The organism is Nonomuraea sp. B12E4 (genome assembly GCF_039871825.1).
Classification (GTDB): Bacteria; Actinomycetota; Actinomycetes; order Streptosporangiales; family Streptosporangiaceae; genus Nonomuraea.
Window position 1 is genome coordinate 305,160 of sequence record NZ_JBDPME010000006.1, and the last position, 19,912, is coordinate 325,071.

15 protein-coding genes are annotated in these 19,912 nt (G+C 71.7%); 7 read left to right on the forward strand and 8 right to left on the reverse strand.

The features are described from left to right. Nucleotides 1–6: 6 nt before the first annotated feature. Nucleotides 7–759 (forward strand): alpha/beta fold hydrolase, encoded by a 753-nt coding sequence (locus ABGB18_RS17300; protein WP_347696518.1) that lies wholly within the window; start codon nt 7–9, stop codon nt 757–759. A gap of 186 nt (nt 760–945) precedes the next feature. Here ABGB18_RS17300 and ABGB18_RS17305 read toward each other — a convergent pair whose 3' ends face one another. Continuing rightward, on the reverse strand, nt 946–2,379 hold the full coding sequence (locus ABGB18_RS17305; protein WP_347696519.1) for an aldehyde dehydrogenase: 1,434 nt from the start codon (nt 2,377–2,379) through the stop codon (nt 946–948). A gap of 121 nt (nt 2,380–2,500) precedes the next feature. Then, on the reverse strand, nt 2,501–5,467 hold the full coding sequence (locus ABGB18_RS17310) for a M14 family zinc carboxypeptidase (protein WP_347696520.1): 2,967 nt from the start codon (nt 5,465–5,467) through the stop codon (nt 2,501–2,503). A 260-nt stretch (nt 5,468–5,727) separates the two neighbouring features. Here ABGB18_RS17310 and ABGB18_RS17315 point away from each other — a divergent pair, with 260 nt between their 5' ends. Together ABGB18_RS17315 and ABGB18_RS17320 are read left to right on the forward strand one after the other, a co-directional pair. Continuing rightward, nucleotides 5,728–6,624 (forward strand): hypothetical protein, encoded by an 897-nt coding sequence (locus tag ABGB18_RS17315; protein ID WP_347696521.1) that lies wholly within the window; start codon nt 5,728–5,730, stop codon nt 6,622–6,624. 151 nt (nt 6,625–6,775) lie between these two features. Continuing rightward, nucleotides 6,776–7,414 (forward strand): TetR/AcrR family transcriptional regulator, encoded by a 639-nt coding sequence (locus ABGB18_RS17320; protein ID WP_347696522.1) that lies wholly within the window; start codon nt 6,776–6,778, stop codon nt 7,412–7,414. Between the two features lie 103 nt (nt 7,415–7,517). Here the strand turns inward: ABGB18_RS17320 and ABGB18_RS17325 are convergent, their stop codons facing one another. After that, nucleotides 7,518–8,441 carry an aldo/keto reductase gene (locus ABGB18_RS17325; protein WP_347696523.1) on the reverse strand — a complete coding sequence of 308 codons (924 nt, stop codon included), beginning with the start codon at nt 8,439–8,441 and terminating at the stop codon, nt 7,518–7,520. 80 nt (nt 8,442–8,521) lie between these two features. On the opposite strand from ABGB18_RS17325, the gene ABGB18_RS17330 reads away from it, so the two are divergent. From ABGB18_RS17330 to ABGB18_RS17345, 4 genes are all read left to right on the forward strand, one after another. Beyond that, nucleotides 8,522–8,881, forward strand: a complete 360-nt coding sequence (locus tag ABGB18_RS17330; protein ID WP_347696524.1) for a MerR family transcriptional regulator — start codon at nt 8,522–8,524, stop codon at nt 8,879–8,881. 35 nt (nt 8,882–8,916) lie between these two features. Then, a complete protein-coding gene (locus ABGB18_RS17335) occupies nt 8,917–10,368 on the forward strand; it encodes a penicillin-binding transpeptidase domain-containing protein (protein WP_347696525.1) in 1,452 nt (483 codons plus the stop codon). Between the two features lie 162 nt (nt 10,369–10,530). Next, on the forward strand, nt 10,531–12,885 hold the full coding sequence (locus ABGB18_RS17340) for a tetratricopeptide repeat protein (protein ID WP_347696526.1): 2,355 nt from the start codon (nt 10,531–10,533) through the stop codon (nt 12,883–12,885). Between the two features lie 421 nt (nt 12,886–13,306). Then, nucleotides 13,307–14,077 carry an AMP-binding protein gene (locus ABGB18_RS17345; protein WP_347696527.1) on the forward strand — a complete coding sequence of 257 codons (771 nt, stop codon included), beginning with the start codon at nt 13,307–13,309 and terminating at the stop codon, nt 14,075–14,077. Nucleotides 14,078–14,123: 46 nt separating this feature from the next. Here the strand turns inward: ABGB18_RS17345 and ABGB18_RS17350 are convergent, their stop codons facing one another. From ABGB18_RS17350 to ABGB18_RS17370, 5 genes are read right to left on the reverse strand one after another with little or no spacing between them, the layout of a single operon-like run. Continuing rightward, a complete protein-coding gene (locus ABGB18_RS17350; protein WP_347696528.1) occupies nt 14,124–15,131 on the reverse strand; it encodes a 2-hydroxyacid dehydrogenase in 1,008 nt (335 codons plus the stop codon). After that, on the reverse strand, nt 15,128–15,751 hold the full coding sequence (locus tag ABGB18_RS17355) for a histidine phosphatase family protein (RefSeq protein ID WP_347696529.1): 624 nt from the start codon (nt 15,749–15,751) through the stop codon (nt 15,128–15,130). Before ABGB18_RS17355 ends, ABGB18_RS17350 begins: the two co-directional genes overlap by 4 nt. Further along, a complete protein-coding gene (locus ABGB18_RS17360; protein ID WP_347696530.1) occupies nt 15,748–17,175 on the reverse strand; it encodes an FGGY family carbohydrate kinase in 1,428 nt (475 codons plus the stop codon). The genes ABGB18_RS17355 and ABGB18_RS17360 overlap by 4 nt, the downstream gene beginning before the upstream one ends. After that, nucleotides 17,172–18,647: an FGGY-family carbohydrate kinase gene (locus ABGB18_RS17365; protein ID WP_347696531.1), complete on the reverse strand. Its 1,476-nt coding sequence runs from the start codon at nt 18,645–18,647 to the stop codon at nt 17,172–17,174. The genes ABGB18_RS17360 and ABGB18_RS17365 overlap by 4 nt, the downstream gene beginning before the upstream one ends. Continuing rightward, nucleotides 18,647–19,888, reverse strand: a complete 1,242-nt coding sequence (locus tag ABGB18_RS17370; protein WP_347696532.1) for a sugar ABC transporter permease — start codon at nt 19,886–19,888, stop codon at nt 18,647–18,649. The genes ABGB18_RS17365 and ABGB18_RS17370 overlap by 1 nt, the downstream gene beginning before the upstream one ends. Between the last annotated feature and the right edge of the window lie 24 nt (nt 19,889–19,912).

Consider the following 19,912-nt stretch of genomic DNA (forward strand, 5'->3'; position numbering starts at 1 on the left):
ATATCCATGCCCTTTGCGCCCAATTTCCCCGTGATGCTCAGGACCGACGACGGGGTCCGCCTCGACGCCGCGCACACCCCCTCCGCGAACACCGACATCGGGATCGTGCTGGCGCACGGCTTCACCGGGTCATGGCGGGAGCGCCCGACGCGCCGCATCGTGCACGTGCTGAGCGCGTACGGCGGGGTCATCGCGTTCGATTTCCGCGGCCACGGCCGCTCAGGAGGCGAGACCACGGTGGGCGACCTGGAGATCCACGACGTGGCGGCCGCCGTGCGGCATGCCCGGGTGGTGGGCTACTCCAAGGTCGCGGTGGTGGGGTTCTCCATGGGGGCGGCGGTGGCCGTCCGGTACGCGGGGCTGCGCGGCGGGGTGGACGCGGTGGTGGCGGTGAGCGGACCGGCCCGCTGGTACTACCGGGGCACCAGGCCGATGCGCCAGGTGCACTGGGCCATCGAGCGGCCGTTCGGCCGGTGGGCGGCCAGGATGGTCAAGCGCACGCGGATCACCCGTGTGCCGTGGGATCCGATCCCGATGCCGCCGCACGAGGCGGCCGCGCTGATCTCGCCGACCCCGCTGCTGGTCGTGCACGGGGACGCCGACACGTTCTTCCCGCTCGAACACGCCCGTCAACTCCATGCCGGCGCGCGGGAGCCGAAGGAGCTCTGGATCGAGCCCGGATACGGTCACGCCGAGGCGGCGGCCACCCCGGACCTGATCCGCAGAATCGGCAAATGGATCTCCATGAACCTTTCGTGAGTAATACACGTCTACCTAGGGCGGATAGGAGAAAACCGCCGGGAGAAAGTCTCTGGGTAACGAAACCGTCGAGACGGTGGACGTGGGACATACTTTCAGTAGTTCGGTGGTTCACTTCAGGTAGCGGGATGCGCACCTAGCGTTGCGGGGGCGCGCTGGGTGCGCATCCCGTCACCGTCGGGGGCGTCAGCCGAGCCGGGCGATGGACTTGTACTCCAGATAGCCGTTCAGCCCCTCGGGGCCGAGCTCGCGGCCCACGCCGCTGGCCTTGTAGCCGCCGAAGGGCGCGCCGGTCTCCAGCATGAAACAGTTGACGCCGTAGGTGCCGGTGCGGACCTGACGGGCCACGTCCATGCCGTGGTCGGCGTCGGCCGTCCACACCGTGCCGGCCAGGCCGTAGTCGCTGTCGTTGGCGATGCGGATGGCGTCGGCCTCGTCGGTGTACGGGATCACCGACAGGACCGGGCCGAAGATCTCCTCGCGGGCGATGCGCATGTCGTTGGTGACCTCGGCGAACACGGTGGGCGCGACGTACCAGCCCCGGTCGTACGGCCGGTCGAGGCCGCCCACCACGACCTTGGCGCCCTCCTCCATGCCGATCTTGATGTAGCCCTCGACCCGGTCCCGCTGCCGCTTGGCCACCAGCGGGCCGATGCCGGTCGCCGGGTCGGCGGGGTCGCCGACGGGCTGGGACTCGACCATGTTCGCGACGGCGCCGACGACCTCGTCGTAGCGGTTGCGGGAGGCCAGGATGCGGGTCTGGGCCACGCACGCCTGTCCGTTGTTCATGAGGGTGGCCATGGTCAGGAAGCCCAGGGCCGCGCCCAGGTCGGCGTCGTCCAGGACGATGGCGGCGGACTTGCCGCCCAGCTCCAGGCTGACCCGCTTGAGTTGCTCGCCGCAGATGGCGCCGATGCGCCGCCCGGCCGCGGTCGAGCCGGTGAAGGCCACCTTGTCCACGCCGGGGTGCGAGATCAGGTGCTCGCCGACCTCGCGGCCCGCGGCCACGATGTTGAGCACGCCCGCCGGCAGGCCGGCCTCGACCGCCATCTCGGCCAGCAGGTACGCGTCCAGCGGCGTCTCGGGCGCCGGCTTGAGCACGATCGTGCACCCGGCCAGCAGCGCGGGCGCGACCTTGGTCATCGTGACGAACTGCGGGACGTTCCACGGCACCACGGCCGCCACCACGCCGACCGGCTCCCTGCGCACGATGACCGGCCCGAACAGCCCTGGCCGCTCCTCCTCCTGGACGAACGACCTGCCCAGCTCGGCGTAGTACTGCAGCATGCCGAGCGGCTGGGGCGCCTGCGCCAGGTTGGAGAACGTGATGGGTGAGCCCATCTCCTCCGTGATGAGCCGGGCCATCTCGCCCTGGCGGGCGTTGTAGATCCCGGCCAGCCTGCCGATCACCTCGGCCCGCTCGGCGAACGTCATCCGCGGCCACGGCCCGTGGTCGAACGCCTCGCGGGCGGCGGCGACCGCGCGATCCATGTCCGCGGCCGTGCCGTCGGGCACCCGGCCGACGACCTCCTCGGTGTGCGGCGAGACGACGTCTATGGTCGCGGTGCCCGCTGGGGTCACCCATTCGCCCCCGATGAACAGCGTGTCGTGCTGGCGCATGTCGTGAGCCTCCTGATCGACCGGATGACGGGTGGTGGGCGCGACGCCCCAAGGCGACCGAACCATGTTCTGTCCGGACACGCAAGGGGCGCGGCGCCGGGCGCCGCGCCCCTCCGAGCCCTCAGCGGGGTTCGATGAGCAGGTGCCTCAGTGACCTCTTGACCAGGTCGGCACGGGTGGCCGGATCGGCGATGCCCTCCACGCCGAAGCCCAGGTAGACGGTGTCCTTGGTGACGATGCCGCCGCCTTCCTCGAAGACCTGGTCGGTGCGGAACCAGTTGTTGACCGAGGCGGAGGTGCCCTCGGGCGGTGCCCCGACGGTCCAGCCGCCGAGGTCCGACTCGAACGAGGTCTGCTCGGCCGTCGCGCCGTCCAGCGTGACCGCGAAGTCGTCGAGGAAGACGCCCGCGCCCTGGGTCGCCCAGTCGCTGAGGTAGGAGATGGACAGCTCGACCTGCTTGCCCGCGTACGGGGTCAGATCGATCTTCCACTGCTGCCAGCCGGCCGAGTTGCCCGAGGCCGCGTGCCACGCGCCGGAGGTGCCGCTCGGCTCGCAGTTCACGCCCTGGTAGCGCTGGGTGAACGGATGGATCACGCGCCAGCCGCCGCTGTTCTCCGTCTTGCAGCTCTCACCGGTGTCCTGGGTGGTGTGCCCGTTGAGGTCGGGCAGCGTGGTCCAGTCGTCGCCGCCCGCAGTCCTGGCCTCGACCGTCAGGAAGTCCCAGCTCGCCTCGGTGTCGAACGAGGTCCAGAACGTCAGGTCGCCGCTGCTCCTGCCGGTCAGGTCGATGGTCTTGGTCAGCCGCTTCCACGAGACGTCGGCGATGCCGCTGTAGACGTCCCAGGCGCCGGTGTGCGGGTCGAAGGGTCCGCCGGGGCGTACCCACTTGACCTGGGCCGAGCTCTGGAACAGCGGGAACTGCTGCGCGGGCAGGATCGCCGAGGTGGCCACGAACGAGTTGGTGTGGCCCGGCTCCAGGGTGGCGTTGAAGCCCTGGAACTGGCCGCCGTTGCCCTGCAGCGCGAACGGCTGACCGGTGTCGTGGTCGGTGCCGGCGTCGTCGAAGTACACGAACGCGCCCAGCCAGTACTGCTGGAAGTCGTTGAACACGGGGATGCACGGCGGGTCGTCCGGCACCGTGCACTCCTGCTGCGCCGGTTGGTCCGGCTGGTAGAAGTACAGGCCGTTGTTGTTGGCCGCGTACGACGGGTACTTGCCGGCGTGCAGAAGCTTGCCGCCCTCGTTCAGGTAGTCGCGGACCGCCAGTTCGGTGTCCACGCCGCCCTTGGAGGTGGTGCCCGCCACCTGCCCGTCGGACCTGGGGATGACGTCGTCGCCGGTCTCCCAGACCACCGCCTGGTAGTGGCTGAGCACGCCGAGCGGGTGCGGGGCCTTGCGTCCCATCTTGTCCATGTCGTACACGTCCGAGGTGAAGCCGGCGGCGGTGATCGCGGCGGCGTACTCGTCGGCGTACTTGGCCTCGGTCACGCCCTGCGCCGGGCTGAGGCCGGTCACGTCCTCGGTGGCCAGGACCAGCACCCGGCCCCCGATGTCGGTGGCGACGGTGTAGGTGAAGCTCTCGCTCTTCCCGCCGATCGAGCTGAACCAGACCTTGACCTTGTCACCGGGCCTGGTGCCGGTGATCTTGCCGCGGAGCCGGTGGTAGTAGCGGTCGTAGCCCTTGCCGTAGCGCTCGCCGCCCTTCCACTCGCTCGTCGTGGCGAGCTTGGTACGACCCCCGTTGACCTGGTAGTTCAGGAAGACTGGGCCGAGCTTGCGCTTGGCGTTGACCTGGACGACCTGGTCCCTGCCGTGGCTCACCTCGAACGGGTCGATCTCGAAGTCCGGGGTCTTGTTGCCCAGGTGGCTCACGGGCTCGACGGGGTTGACCGCGGACCTGGCCACGTCCAGGGCGAACGGCAGGTTCTTCTCGAACTCCGCCTGCACCAGCGCCTCGTCGTCGGGGAAGACGAAACCGCAGCCGTCGCAGCCCTCGTCCAGCTCCGGCGTCCACGACAGCGTGCCGTACTGGGAGTGCGCCTGGTCGTTGGTGTCGCCGTTGGTGGTGTACAGCTCGGCGCCGAGGTCCGGGTCGAAGCCGGGGATGGCCGGGTCGGCGTCGTCGCCGCTGAGCGCCTCGTAGATCGGGTTGTCGGCGGTCTCCGTGGCGATCTGCACGCCCATCGGGTAGAGCAGCAGCGGGCCGAAGGAGTGGTAGTTGAGCTGCATCTCGAACTTCACCCGGCTGAGCAGGCCGATCATGGCCTTGGTCTCCGGCTCGCTGGCCGGGCCCTTGCCGCGGTAGGTGTCGCTGCTCGGGATGCTCGACGAGCCTTCCTCGTCGTAGTGGAAGTTCGTGGGGAAGTTCCGGTTCAGGTCGACGCCGTCGCCGATCGTGATCTGGCTGTCGCCGTCGATGTCACGCAGGTTCTTGCGCCACAGGCGGTTGCCCTCGGTGAAGGTGAAGTCGTACCCGTCGGGGTTGGCCACCGGGACGAACCACAGCTCGGTCCTGTTGAGCAGGTCCCGCAGCGTGCGCTTGTTCGCGACCACGTGCTTCAGCAGCCGCATGTCCACCTCGGTGGCGATCCACTCGCGGGCGTGCTGGGTGGCCGAGTAGAGGGTGGCGGGCTTGAGGCCGTCGGGCAGCAGCCGGGCGCCGGTGCTCACCTTGACCGCCAGGATGTCCTGGCCGCGCAGCGTCTTGCCGATCGACTGGAGCTTGACGATGTCCTTGTTGGCGTTGGCGATGGCCCTGAGCTGGTCGGCGATGCCGCCGGGCTCCGAGTAGGACTTGTAGACGGTGTAGCCGCCCGCGGCCTGCGCCCTGGCGGCCTCAAGCTGGGTCTGGCCCTGCGGGTTGCGCACGGGCCGCGGTTCGAAGCCGAGTTTCCTCAGCGCGTCGAGGTCCGTCTGCGCGGCGGTCAGCTCGACGTGTTCCTTACCGCCCTGGTTCTGCTGCTGGACGACGTCGAAGCCCTTCTCCCTGAGGGCCTGCCCGGTGCCCGGCGGGCTGTCGAGCTCGTACAGCTCGATGCGGTCGCGGAGCCGCAGCGGGTCGACGGAGGCGTGGGCCGGGAGGGCCACCAAGGATGTGCATAAGCCGAGGATGACGGCGCCGGCGAGGGTGAGTGATCGAGACAACGTCTGCCCCCTTGAAGAGACGAGTTCGTAGGCCATCTCAGACCGTTGGAGCGATCTAGACAAGGCCCAACTTTTTAGAACCCCCTTACTGCGGACAAAAGCCTCGGAAACTCACCAAAGGTGCAGCAGTTCGGTCGTTCGGATGACAGGAATCAAGATCATCTTCTATAGTTTCGGTCCGTCTACGAGGGGAGGGGACGGGTGTGAGAATCTGGCGGCTCGCCTTTCTTGTCGCCGTCCTCGCCGGGCTGCTCGGACTTCCCCGCCCGCAACCGGCCGCCGCCGACCCCAGCCCCGCTGAGCTGCGCAAACTCACCAAGCAGGCCGCCAAGCTCAACAACCTCTACCGCGGCCAGATCCAGAGCCTGGAGGAGCTGAGGATCCAGGCCAAGAAGGCCACCGACACCTCCGGCGGCCTCGAGGCCCGGCTGAAGGCCGCGGAGGCGGAGGTGGGGCGCATCGCGCAGACCGCCTACATCGTCGGCCCGCTCGACAACGTCCAGCTCTTCGCCCCGCGCGCCGATCCCAGCCTGATGCTGGGCCAGGCCGCCAACATGACCTACATGGCGACCGAGCGCGCCGAGCGCGTCGCGGCCATCAAGAAGCTGATCGAGAAGTCGAAAGAGGCGAAGCTCAACGCCAACGAGAAGATCGAGAAGATGCGTAAGGAGATCAAGACGCTGCAGGGCAAGCGGCGCGAGATGGAGCGCCTGCTCGCCAAGTACGGGTTCCAGCAGCCCGGCGGCGCCGAGGGGCTGACCCCGCGCATGATCTCCGTACGTGCCGAGATCATGCAGAACTTCCCCATGAAGTACGGCGTCGGCTGCCTGCGTCCCGGCGACCCCGGCGAACACGGCAAGGGCCGGGCCTGCGACTTCATGATGTCCAGCGGCGGCTCCATGGCCTCGGGAGAGGACGCCGACCGCGGCGACGCGCTGGCCGAGTGGATCATCAAGAACGGGTCCCGGCTGGGGGTCATGTACATCATCTGGAAGCAGCGCTACTACGACATCCGCTCCGGGGGCGGCTGGGATCCCATGTCGGATCGCGGCGGGGTGACGGCCAACCACTACGACCACGTTCACGTGTCGGTGTTCTGAGCCTCATATCGCCGGCCCCGGCACCCTCGATCTGGTACGCGGACGTCGACCCACCCCACAGGAACATGCCGGGGCTCCCTGCGGCCGGCTCATGTTAACCGAACGTCAAGTGCCCGGATTTACCTGCTGGTTATGCGCAAGGATGGACGTCATGACGAGTACCTTGCGCCGCCGTCCCGCCCAGCGCCGCAGCGTGGAGCGGGTGGAGCGGATGCTCGACGAGTGCGCGCTCCTGCTCGACGAGGTCGGTTACGAGGCGTTGACCACCAAGGAGGTCGCGCGCCGGGCAGAGGTGCCGATCGGCACGTTCTACCAGTTCTTCCATGACAAACAGGGGTTGGTGCGGGCGCTGGCCAGGCGCAACCTGGAGGCGTTCCTGCAGCGGGTCACCGAGCGCATCGCCGTGGCCGATCTGGAGCACTGGACGGACCTGGTCGATCTGGCCATCGACGAGTTCGTCGGGATGAAGCGCACCACGCCCGGGTTCGCGGTGGTCGACTTCGGCGAGGTGCTTCCCACGCCCGGCGGGAGTCCCGTCGAGGGCAGCAAACAAGCCCTCGACGGGACCCACGACAACAACACCGTGGTGGCCGAGCGGCTGCGCGGCCTGACGGTCGAGCTCCTGGGCGCCCCCGCGGCACCGGAGCTCGACCGGGCGCTGCTGGTCGCGGTGGAGGCCACGGACGCGGTGCTCAAGCTGGCCTTCCGGGCCGACCCCGCGGGCGACCCGGCGCTGATCGACGAGTGCAAGCAGCTCGTCCGCCGCTACCTGGCCGGCCACCTCGCCTGACCTGGGGTCGGCCTGACCTGGGGTCGGCCTGACCTGGGGTCGGCCTGACCTGGGGTCGGCCTGGTCCGGGGCCGGCTTGATCCGGGGCCGACTTGATCCGAGGTCAGGAGGCCGAGTCCATGCGGGCGCGGAGCTCGGTGTCCAGCTTGAGGTCCGCGGCGCCGATGGCCTCGTCGAGCTGCGCCATCGTGGAGACGCCCACGATGGGTACGATCCCGTCGGCCATCAGCCAGGCCAGCACGACCTGGTTCGGGGTCGCGCCCAGCTCCTTCGCGACCTCGCGCAGGACGGCCAGGCGGCGGGTCGTGCCCGGGTGGTCGTACACATCGTGGATCGGCCGCTCGGGACGGGTATAGGCGCCGAACATCAGTGTGTTGTACGCCCACAACGTCAGGTCCGGCTCGGCGGCGAGGTAGTCGAGCAGCTCGTCCGTGACGAGCCGGTGACCCATCTCGGGAAGCTGGGCCAGCGGCCGCGGCCTCAGGTATGTGTGGCGCATCTGCACATATGTGTAGGGCAGCCAGCCCCGGGTGGCGGAGACGTTCCTGGCCCTTTCCAGGCGCCAGGTGGCTATGTTGCTCGCGCCGATACTGCGGACCTTGCCCTGCTGAGCCAGCTCGTTGAATGCCCCCAAAGTCTCCTCGAACGGTACAGAACGATCCTCGATGTGCGCCCAATACACATCGATGTAGTCCGTCCCCAACCTCCGCAGGCTGCCTTCGGCCGCCTTGGCGACGGCGGGCGCGGACAGCCCTTCGGCGGAGTCCAGCGTGGTGTCGCCGGGCACGGTGGGCCGGGCGCCGGCCTTCGTGCTGATGAAGATCTCGTCCCGGTTGCCGCGGGCGGCCAGCCACGCGCCGATGGCCAGCTCGCTCTCGTCGCCCGACCGGCCTTCGACCCAGAACGGGTAGTTGTTGGCCGTGTCGAGCATCGTGCCGCCGGCCTCGTGGAACCGGTCCAGGATGGCGAAGGTGTCCTGCTGGCCGACGGTCGTGCCGAACGGAATCGTGCCGAGTGCGATGTTCATGTGCCCGACTGTGCGACCTGGAGTGCACTCCAGGTCAACCCGTTGACCTGGAGTGCACTCCAGGTGGGATACTGGGCCGCGTGAGCGTCTACACTCCTGCGGAAGTGGTGGAGGAGACCGGCTTCAGCCTCGACACCCTGCGTTACTACGAGAAGATCGGGTTGCTCGAGCGCGTGGGCAGAAACGCGGCCGGGCAGCGCAGGTTCAGCGAGGAGGACGTGGGCTGGCTCGGCATGGTGCGCTGCCTGCGCGACACGGGCATGCCCATCGCCACGATGCTGCGCTTCGCCGAGCTCGTACGCGCGGGCGACCACACCATCCCCGACCGCATCAAACTGCTGGAAGAGCACGACCAGCAGGTCCAGGCGCAGATCGAGAATCTCGCCGAGCGGCAGCGCTACATCCACCACAAGATCTCCTACTACCGCAGCGTCGGCTAGCCCCGCCTTTGCGGTCCGGCTGTTAAACCAAGATCATGGCCGGATCGAGGGTGCGGGCCGCCAACCTGCCGCTGCGCCGCGTCGCCAAGCTCTGCGGGGCGATGTTGTTCGTCCTGCTGGGGCACATCACGGTCATCCAGGCGTTCGGCACGACCCGGCTGAACTCCGACCCCAGGAACGAACGCCCGCTCATCGCCAGGTTCGGCCATCCGCGTGGCGACATCCTCACCTATGACGGCACCGCCCTGGCCACGAGCCGCCCGACCCGGGATGGACCGTACCTGTATCGGCGGGTCTATCCGGGTGGCGCGCCGTACGCGCCCGTCACCGGATACGTCTCGCTGCACCGCGCCACCGGCATCGAGCGGGCGCAGAACGCGGTGCTGTCCGGGGACGACACCAAGGTCAAGGTCCGTTCGCTGGTCAGGGAGGCGCCGGTCGAGGGGGCCGACGTGCGGCTGACGATCAGGGAGCGCGCGCAGCGGGCCGCGTACCGGGGGCTCGCGGAGGCGGGGCTGCCGGGGGCCGCGGTGGCGTTGGACCCGGCCACCGGGGCGGTCCTGGCGCTGGCCTCCTATCCGTCCTTCGACCCGAACGCCTTCACCACCTTCGACCCCGCCCGGCTCGCCGAGGCGACCCGGCAGCTCCGGCAGGCCCCCTCACAGCCCCTGCTGAACCGGGCGCTGAACCGGCCGTATCCACCGGGCGCCACGTTCGACCTGGTCACCACGGCCGCGGCGCTGGCGTCCGGCGAGTACACGCCCTCAGCCGTGGTGCCGGCGTCCGCGCGGTCGCGGCCGCCCGGCCCGTCCCCCTCTCTCGCCAACCCGGCCACCTGCGGCTCCGCCCGTCCCACGCTCCTGCACGCCTTCCAGGTGTCCTGCACCACCGCCTTCGCCAACATCGGGCTCCAGCTCGGGCCGGACCTGCTGCGGGACCACGCGGAGGCGTTCGGGTTCAACGCGCCGAGCCTGAAGATCCCGCTGGCCGTCACGTCGAGCCGGTTTCCGCTGGTCATGGACCGGCCGCGGTCCGCCCTGGCGGCCGTCGGGCACCACGAGGGCCGGGCCACGCCGCTGATGATCGCCATGCTGTCCGCGGCGGTGGCCAACGACGGGGTGCTGATGCGGCCGTACCTGGTGCACGAGGTACGCCTGCCGGACGGCTCCGTCATCAACCGCGCCGACCCCGCGCCGTACCGGACGGCCGTGCCGAGGACGCTGGCCAAGCACCTGGCGGCGATGATGACGACGGTGACGCACGGCAAGGGGACGGGGACGAAGGCGGCCATCCCCGGGGTCGCGGTGGCCGCCAAGACCGCCGTCCTGGAGACCCCGGCGGGTTCGGAGGACCACGCCCTGGTGACGGCCTTCGCCCCGGCGGAACTGCCCGAGGTGGCGGTGGGCGTGGTCCTGGAACACCCAGGCGCCCGCGCCACCACCGTCACCCCCATAGCCCGCGCCATCCTCAAGGCCGCCCTGCCCTGACGAACCCCGCCCTGCGCGCCGCCGGTCTCCGTGTCGCTCGCCCTCGCATGCCGCTCACCCTCTCCGTGTGCGCCGCCCGCCCCTTGGTCCGCCCGGGTACATGGCCGGGGTGCGCGAGTTTGCGTCTGGGCGCGTGGCGTAGTTGGTGACACGCTCACAGTGATGCTGCGATCTTCCGAATTCAGCAACCTCCCGGCGGAGCCGAACACGTTCGTGGGCCGGGAGGCCGATGTGGACGAGCTCCTTCACCTGATGCGTGTCTCGCGTGCCGTGACTCTGTGCGGGGCGGGCGGCATCGGGAAGACCCGGCTGGCGCTGCGGCTGGCCACCCGGGTCGAGCCCGACCATCCGGACGGCGTGTGCCTGGTCGAGCTGGCCGATCTGGAGAAGGGCGAGCTCAGAGGGCACGTCTCCAGCACGTTGGGCATCGCCGGCGAGCTGGCCGAGACGATCGGCGGGCGGCGGGTGCTGCTGCTGCTCGACAACTGCGAGCCGGTGATCGGCGAGTGCGCCGAGTTGTGCCAGGATCTGCTGGGCGCCTGTCCCGGGCTGACCGTGCTGGCCACCAGCCGGGAGCCGCTGCGGGTGCCGGGCGAGACGGTGTGGCGGGTGCCGCCGCTGTCCGTGGACGGCGTGGAGAGCGAGGCCGTGCGGCTGTTCGTGGCCAGGGCCGGCGCCGCCAGGCCCGGCTTCGAGCTGACCGACGAGACGTGGCCGCTGGTCGTGGAGCTGTGCCAGGCGCTCGACGGGTTGCCGCTGGCGATCGAGCTGGCCGCCGCGATGGTCAGGGTCCTGTCCGTGGGGCAGCTCGTCGAGCGGCTGGACGACCGGTTCAGGCTGCTGGCGGGCGGCGCCCGTACGGCCCCCGCCCGGCACCGCACCCTCCGGGCCGCGGTCGACTGGAGCTACCGGCTGCTCAGCCCGCAGGAGCGGCTGTTGCTGCGCCGTACGGCCGCCTTCCGCTCCTTCTGGACGCTGGACCTGGCCGAAGGGGTGTGCTCGGGCCCGGGGCTGCCGGAGGAGGAGGTGCTGCCCAGGCTCTGCGACCTGGTCGACAAGTCGCTGGTCGCGGTCGACGGCGAGATCGCGGGGCAGGCGCGCTACCGACTGCTGGAGACCGTACGCGAATACGCCCTGGAACAGCTCGCCGACTCGGGCGAGGAGGCCGAGCTGCGGCGCCGGCACCTGAAGGCGCTGGCCGGGCTGGCGGCCGGGTTCAGACGGGGGCTGGCGCCGGGCGTGCGCACGCCGTGGCCGGTGGTCGAGCGGTTCATCAACCTGCTGGACGGGCTCAAGGTCGAGGTCGGCTCGGCCTGCGACTGGGCGATCGCCATCGGGCTGCCGGAGACCGCGCTCAGCCTGCTGACCGACACGCGCTTCCTGCTGATCGGCAGCGGCAGCAAGCTCGACATGGCCGAGCGGCTGGACCGGCTGCTGGCCCTCGACGCCCCGCAGGTGCGGCCGGGCCTGCGCGGGCAGGCCACGATCCTGCGGGGAGAGCTGGCCGCGGCGGCCGGCGATCTGAAGCCGGCGCTGCGGTGGGCCAGGGCCGGGCTGGAGCTGTGCCGCACCGCGGACGACCCGCACGGTGAGGCCGTCGCCCTCATCCTGCTGGCCCGGCTCACCGGCGAGCAGGACAACCTCGACCGCGCCCTGGAGCTGGCCGGGCGATCCGGCGACCTCATCCTTGAGTCGCAGGCCCAGGGCGCCAAGGCCGGGTTCGGCCTGTATCAGGGCCGCCTGCGCGAGGCGCGGCGCGCGTTCGAGAAGGTCCTGTCGATCAGCGAGGAGCTCGACAACCACTACGGTCAGACCATCGGCCACATCGGTCTGGCCCAGGTGGCCAGGCGCTCGGGCGACCCCGCGACGGCCAGGCGGCACTACGAGTCGGGGCTGCGGCTGATGCGCGGCGTGGACGCCCGGCAGCAGATCGTGCGCTGCCTGGCCGGTCTCGGCTCGGTGGCGCTGGACCAGGGCGATCTGGCGGAGGCCAGGGCGAGGTTCACCGAGGCGCTGGTGCTCAGCCGCGACGCCGGGTTGCGCGCCGGCATCGCCAGGCGGCTGGAGGCGTGGGCGAGCCTGGTCACGGCCGAGGGCGACCACCGGCGCGCGGTCCTGCTGGCCGCCGCGGCGGTCGCGCTGCGCGGCCGCCAGCCGGACGCGCGCACCGAGGACGTCCTGCGCCCGGCGCGGGACAGGCTGGGCGAGGCCGTGGTGGGGGTGCTCTGGGCGGAGGGCAGGTCCATGACCGCCGACCAGGCGATGGCCTGCGCGCTCGACGGCGCCCTGCCCGACCCGCCGGCCGAGCCGGTCGTCCCGGCCAGCCAGGAGAGCAGGCTCACGGCCCGGGAACGCGAGATCGCCGACCTGGTCTCCAGAGGGCTGAGCAACCGGGCCATCGCCGACGAGCTGGTCATCAGCCCGGCGACGGCCGCCCGCCACGTGGCCAACATCCTGGCAAAGCTGGGGTTCTCCACGCGTACACAGATTGCCGCATGGGTGATCGGCAGCCGATGAATCCGCCAACGCCTCTACACATGTCGGCGCCTGGCCGCGTACACCTTCGAATGGCCATGTCAGAGCATGTGCCGCCACCCCCTGCAGATCTACGGTTGCTTCATGTGATCGACCGCACCGCGAGTTCCTCACCCCTCGTGGCGGGGTCCTGGTCGATCGATCGGGGACGTCACGCGTCCACACGGGGTTCGGACCCCCTCGGAGGGGTGGGGGTCCGGCTCCGGGCGCGTGACAGCGGGCTCGAGTCGCGCAGGGCTCGGGCCCGCCCACATTCGGGGCGGGCCGCGGAACCGCACCGCACGTACGGGACGAGCCCAGGTGAAGGCACCTGGCAGGGCCTGGAACGGCGACCACGAATGCACATCGGCCTACATACATCGGTGGATGCTGTGCCCGGCTCGCCGGTCGTACGTTGTCGGGCATGAAACCCACCGCCTCGACCACCGGCACCGTGATCCACGAGGTGTTCCGCCGGGCCTACGAGCGCGGCGACCGGCCCGCCCTCATCGACCTGCGCGGCGGTCACGTCTACGGCTACCGCAGGCTGGTGACCGAGGTGACCAGGGCGGCCTCCGGGCTGGTGCGCCGGGGCGCCCGGCGGGACCAGGTGGTCGGCGTGCACGTCTCCACGGCGGGCGCGCAGACGCTGGCCGTGCACACCGTGCTGGCGGCGGGCGGGGTGGCGGCGCCGATCGATCCCGGGCTCGGGGCGGAGGAGATGGCCGCGTGGTTGCGGGCGTGCGACGCCCGTACTCTGATCACCACGCCGGATCTGGCCGAGACGGCGATCCTGGCGGCGGAGGGGTCGCGGGTGCGCCAGGTCGTCTCGCTGGGCTCGGCGCTCGACGCGATCGACTTCCGCAGCCTGCTCACGCTGGAGCCCACCGCGCTGCCCGCGATCGACGCCAAGCGCCAGGACGCCCTGGTGCTGGCCGGCGGGCGCATGTCACACGCGGGGCTGCTGGCCCGGATGGCCGAGCTCGACCTGCCCGTACGCCTGGCCGAGTCCGACGTGGTGCTGGCCACCTGGCTCCCCGACGGCGGTTGCGAGCTGCCCGCCCTGGTGGGGCTGGGCGTGTCGAAGGGGGCTCTGGTGGTCGCCGCGGGCGGCGGCGACCTGTCCGGCACCAGCCACGACTTCAGCGTCACCGTGGTCACGAGCTCCCGGGGCACGCTGGAGCGCGTCCGCTGAACGAGGGGAGCGGTGGCCGCTCAGGGGGGTGCTCAAGCGGTGGCGCTCAGGGGGTGGCCACGTGGGCGAGGGGTTCGCCGCGGACATAGCGGGCCACGTCGGCGGCCACGATCGCGGCCGCCTTCATCGCGGTCTCCTTGCTGGCGCCCGCCAGGTGCGGGGTCATCACCAGGTTCGGCGTGGTGAGCAGACGCGATCCCGCCGGGATGGGCTCTTCGGGGAAGACGTCCACCGCGGCGCCGAACAGGTGGCCCGAGTCCAGCGCGTCGCACAGGGCGTCGTAGTCGAGCAGCGCCCCCCGGGCGCAGTTGACCAGGACCGAGCCGCGCGGCATGGAGGCGATCTCGGCCGCGCCGATCATGCCGGCGGTCTCGGCGGTGGCACGGGCGTGCAGGGAGACGAAGCTCGCGCGTTCCAGCAGCTCGGCCAGGCCCACTCCGCGTCCGGGCACGTCCACGTACGGGTCGTAGGCGAGCACGTCCGCCCCGAAGCCCTCGAGCATGCGGGCGACGCGGCGGCCGATGGCACCGTACCCGATCAGGCCGACCGTGCCGCCCTCCAGCTCGGGGCCGACGTTGTCGTACATGTAGTAGTCGCCCCGCCACACGCCCCCGGCCAGGTCGGCGTGCGTCTGGGGGATCCGGCGGGTGGCGGCCAGCAGCATGGCCAGGGTGTGCTCGGCGGTGGCCACCGCGTTGCGGCCCGGCGCGAACGTCACCGCCACCCCGGCCCGCGCGGCCGCCTCCAGGTTGGCGTTCACCGGCCCACCCCGGCTCACGCAGAACAGCCGCAGGTCGGGGGAGGCATCCAGGACGCGCTTGGTCAGCGGGGCCATCTGGGTCACGCAGACCTCGACGCCGCGCAGCGCCTCGATCAGCTCGTCCTCCACGTCGGAGGCCTCGTCCACCTCGCCCACCCGGCCGAACGGCTCCACCGGCCACGGCAACGTCAGCTCGCTGATGTCCACCTCACCGGGCACCTCGCGTCTGAGCGCGTCGATGAGCAGGCGGTTCTGGACGAAATGATCGCCCGCGGCGAGGACTCGGATGCTCAACGAACGGCTCCAATCGGGGAGTTGTACTGCAATATCGCGACCCGCCCGGTGCCGGGCCCCGGCAGGCGTAGCTCTGTCAGGGCACAGTTGTCCAGGCGCGGGAACAACCGCCGGTATTCTCCGAGCGGCACTCCGATGAGCCGGCACAGGGCGAGCCTGATGGCGGTCGTGTGGGCGACCACCAGCACGCGCCCGCCGGGATGCGCGGCGGTGATGTCGCGCAACGCGGCGATGAACCGGTCGGCGGCCGCGTGCGGATCCTCGCCGCCGGGCAGCGGGTGCCGGGCTGGGTCGGCCTCGAACGCGGCACGCGCCTGCGGGAACCGCTCGGCCATCTCCGCCGAGGTCAGGCCGTCGCCCTCGCCGAAGTCCAGCTCGCGTAGCCGGGCGTCCACCCGGAGCGGCAGGCCCGCCTGCTCAGCGCTGGCGGCCGCGGTGACCCTGGCCCGGCTGAGGGTGGAGGCCCACACGCCCGCCAGGCCGGCGCCCGCGGCCCAACCGGCGAGCTCAGCGGCCTGGTCGAGGCCGCGGGGGGTGAGGTCGATGTCGCTGAGCCCGGCGTAGCGGTTCTCGGCGTGCCAGACGGTCTCGCCGTGGCGGACCAGGACGAGGTCGGTCATGCGGGGGTCCTCTCGCGGGCGTGTCGCGCGGCGGCCGGGTCGAGCCAGCCGCGCCGTTCCAGCTCGGCGACGAAACGCAGGTACGGCTCGCGCAGGTCGGCCCCGGACGGCTCGACGACCGCCCGGGTCCTGATCATGCCGCCGGGGTCGCCGCCCGCGAGCACCGCCATGCCCAGGGCGGGCTCGGCGTTCTCACGCAGCGTGACAGGACGCCCCAGGACGTCGGCCCGCAGCCGGGTCCAGTACGCGCTGCGGGTGGCGCCGCCGGTCAGGATGACCTCTCCGTCCACGGGGGCGCCGAGCAGGTCGAGGTAGTCGAAGCAGAGGCGCTCCACGAAGGCCGCGCCGAGCAGGATCGCGGCGTAGCGCTCGACGTCGTCGGCGGGCTCGCCGAGGGTGAACGCCTCGGCCTCCGGCGCGGCGAACGGGAACCGCTCACCACGGGACACCAGCGGATACGTGACGGGCCTCTCCCCGCCGGCCGGGAGGGTGGCGGCCCGCACGCTCAGGGCGTCCAGGTCGCGGCCCGGCAGGTCGCGGGACAGCGCGCCAGCGCCGGTGCTCGACGCCCCGCCAGGCAGCCACGAGCCGTCGGGCGCCCGGTGCGAGTACACGACTCCCAGCGGGTCGTGGATCAGCTCCTTCGTCACGCCCTTCAGTACCAGCGTCGTGCCCAGCACCGAGTTCCAGCTCCCGACCCGCAGGGCGCCCGCGCCGAGCTGGGCCGCGCACCCGTCCGTGGTGCCCGCGACCACCGGGGTGCCGGCCGGGATGCCGGTCTCCTCGGCGGCCTGCGCGCCGACCACGCCCAGCCGGGTGCCGGGCCGCACGACCGCGGGGAGGATCTCCGCGGGCACGCCGAGCGCGTCGAACACCTCCGCCGGCCAGCGCTCCTCGATCAGGTCCACGCCGGTCTTGAGTGCGTTGCTCAGGTCGGTGGCCACCTCGTGCCCGACCAGCCGCCGGTTGACGAAGTCGCTCTGGTGGGCCGGCCGGGCTCCCGCAGGCGCGTCCCCGAGCAGCCACAGGAGCTTCGGCAGCGCCCAGTTGGGCTGCATGCGCCGGTAGCCGAGTCGCTCCCAGACGGGCGCGCCCACCTCGTTGACCCGGTCGGCGGAGGCCCGCCGGTCGTCGTACATGAGCGCGGGCGTCAGCGCCCGCCCCTGGGCGTCGGTGAGCAGGATCGTTCCAGAGGTCGCGGCCACGGCCACGCCCTCGATCCGGCCGGGCGGCACGTCGCGCAGCGCCTCCCGGGTGGCGGCGGCGAGCTCGCGCCACCACTGCTCGGGGTCCTGCTCGTGCCGGGGCCCGTCGCGGTGGCTGGTCAGCGGGCGGCTCGCGGTGCCGAGCACCTGGCCGTCCCCGCTGACGGCCAGCGCGCGCACGCTCTGCGTGCCGAGATCGATGCCGATCCACCCGCTCATGTACGGTCCCTCATCTCGGCCAGCAGCGGCCACGTGCCCGCGCTGGTCCCGCGCAGGCTCAGGAAATCGTCGAACAGCCTGGCATAGAGCCGGTGGCGGGCGGGGTCGGGCTCGACCGCGTCGCGGAGCCGTACGTGCTTGGCGGCGGCGGCCGGGACGGACGCCGCGGCACCGGTGGCCGCCAGCCCCACCAGGTACGCCCCCCGCGCCCCCACCTCGGCGTCGGCCGGCCGGCGTACGGGCAGCCCGGTGATGTCGGCGATCAGCGAGAGCCAGGGAGCGCTGGCCGCGCCGCCCCCGCACGCCCGCAACTCCGTCGGCGCGGCCCCGGTGGCCGCCAGGCAGTCGCGGATGACCATGCTGAGTCCTTCGAGGGCGGCCCGGGCGACGTGCTCGCGGCCGTGCTCGAACGACATGCCCAGCAACGAGCCCCTGGCCAGCGGGTCGGAGAAGGGGGCCCGCTCACCGGCGGGCGACAGGTACGGCAGCAACGTCAGCCCGCCCGCGCCCGGCGGGCTCTGCGCGGCCAGCACGCCCAGCTCGGCGGGGTCGGCCAGGCCCAGCAGGCGGCACGTCCACTGCACCACCTCCGTGCCCGCGAACGTGGGGAAGGCCCGCAGGTAGCCGCCGGGCAGCGCGATCGTGATGCCGGTCGGCTCGCCCTCCAGGCCGGGCTCGTCGACGAGGACCTCGGTGCAGAGGGTGGTGCCGAGGATGCCGCACGCCTGCCCGGCCGTGACCGCGCCCGCGCCCAGGGCCGTCGCGGCGATGTCGTAGGGGGCCATGACGACCGGGGTCCCGGCGGCCAGGCCGAGTGCGGCGGCGGCGGCCGGGGTGAGCTCGGCGACCGGGCAGGAACGGATCGGGGGCAGCAGCCGCTCGGCCCACTCCAGGCCGAACATGGCCGCCAGCGCCGGCGAGTACGCCCGCGCCCGCAGGTCCATGAACGGCGCCGACGCGTCGGACTCCTCGGCCACCAGCTCCCCGGTCATCCGCGCGTAGATCCAGCCCCCGCAGGTCAGCAGGGCGCTCGACCGGTCGAGCCGGCCGGGGTCGTGCGCGCGCAGCCAGGTCAGGATGGCGTGCGGGAGCCCGGAGGCCGCCGAGGAGCCGTTGAGCCGGAACGCCGCCTCGGCCAGCCCGGCCCGCGTCCAGCCGTCCACGGTGGCGGCGGCCCTGGCGTCGTTCCACAGGATGGCCGGGCCGGTCGGCGCGCCGTGCTCGTCGACCAGCCAGCAGCCGTCGCCCTGTGCCGTGACCGCCACGAGCTCGACCCGGCCCACCCGGGCGGCGACCTCGCGCACGGTGTCCGCGACGGCGTCCCAGACGGCGCCCATGTCCTGCTCGGCATGGCCGGGGGCGGGCCTGGACACCGTGGTCTCCCGCCGGGCGACGGCCGACTCGGCGCCGGAGGCGTCGTACCCGACCGCCTTGATGACCGTGGTGCCGGCGTCCACGCAGATGACGGCCATCAGGCCCTGCCGTGGGAGGTCCTCGACCGGCGCGACACGGAGTCGACGATCACGGCGAGCAGCAGCACGGCCCCGGTCACCACGAATCTGATCGAGGAGTCCAGGTTCAGCAGCGTCAGGCCGCTGGAGATCGACTGGATGACGATGACCCCGAGCAGCGCGCCGAAGGCAGTGCCGCGCCCGCCGAACAGGCTCGTCCCGCCGATCACGGCCGCCGCGATGGCGTTGAGGTTGACGTCGCCCCCGCCGCTGCTCTGGTTGGCCGCCGCCAGCCGGGCCGCGGCCAGGATGCCGCCGACCGCGGCGAAGGTCGAGCAGAGCACGAACACGGAGGTGTAGATCGCCCTGACGTTGATGCCCGCCCGGCGCGCGGCCTCCACGTTGCCGCCGACCGCGTAGACGGACCTGCCCCACTTCGTCCGCGACAGCAGATAGTGCATGATCAGCACCAGCGCCACGAAGAAGACGAACATCCAGCCCACGCCGCGCGTCTGGCCCAGATACCAGACCACGAACGCCAGCACCACCAGCAGCGCCACGCTCCTGGCGGCCAGCGTGAGCGTGCCGCGGGCCGACAGCCCGGCCCGGCGCCGCTCCTGCGCGTGCAGGAACCCGCTGACGAACCACCCGGCCGCCGCGACCACCGCGAACGCGAACGACAACCAGGCCGGTACGAAGTCGAGCTGCGCGAAGTTCACCAGCCCCGAGTCGAACGGCAGGTTGATCGACCCCTTGGTGCCCAGCACGTAGAGCTGGAGCCCGAGGAAGGCCAGCAGCCCGGCCAGCGTGATGACGAAGCTCGGCACCCCGAACCGGTTGAAGAGCTGCCCGTACAGCCAGCCGATGACGGCGCCCATGATCACCGAGGCCAGGATCGCCAGCCAGACCGGCAGCCCCTCGCTCACGAACAGCACCGCGAGCACGGCCCCCGACAACCCGCTGACCGAGCCGACGGACAGGTCGATCTGCCCCACCAGCAGCACGCACACGATGCCGAGCGCGATGATGCCGACGGCGGCGGACTCCAGCGTGAGGTTCACCAGGTTGGCGCTGGACAGGAAGATCGGGTTGAGGACCTGCAGCACGGTCCAGATGACCACGAGGCCGACCACGACGGGGATCACCCCGAGGTCGCCGCCCCTGGCCCGGGCGACCACGTCGGCCAGTGCGCCGCGCAGCCCGCCGCGGTCCTGGAGCCGCTCGTCCTGGCGGTCGGCCGGCTCGCTCGTCACTGCGCTCACGACCGGGCTCCCCTCTGTATTCAT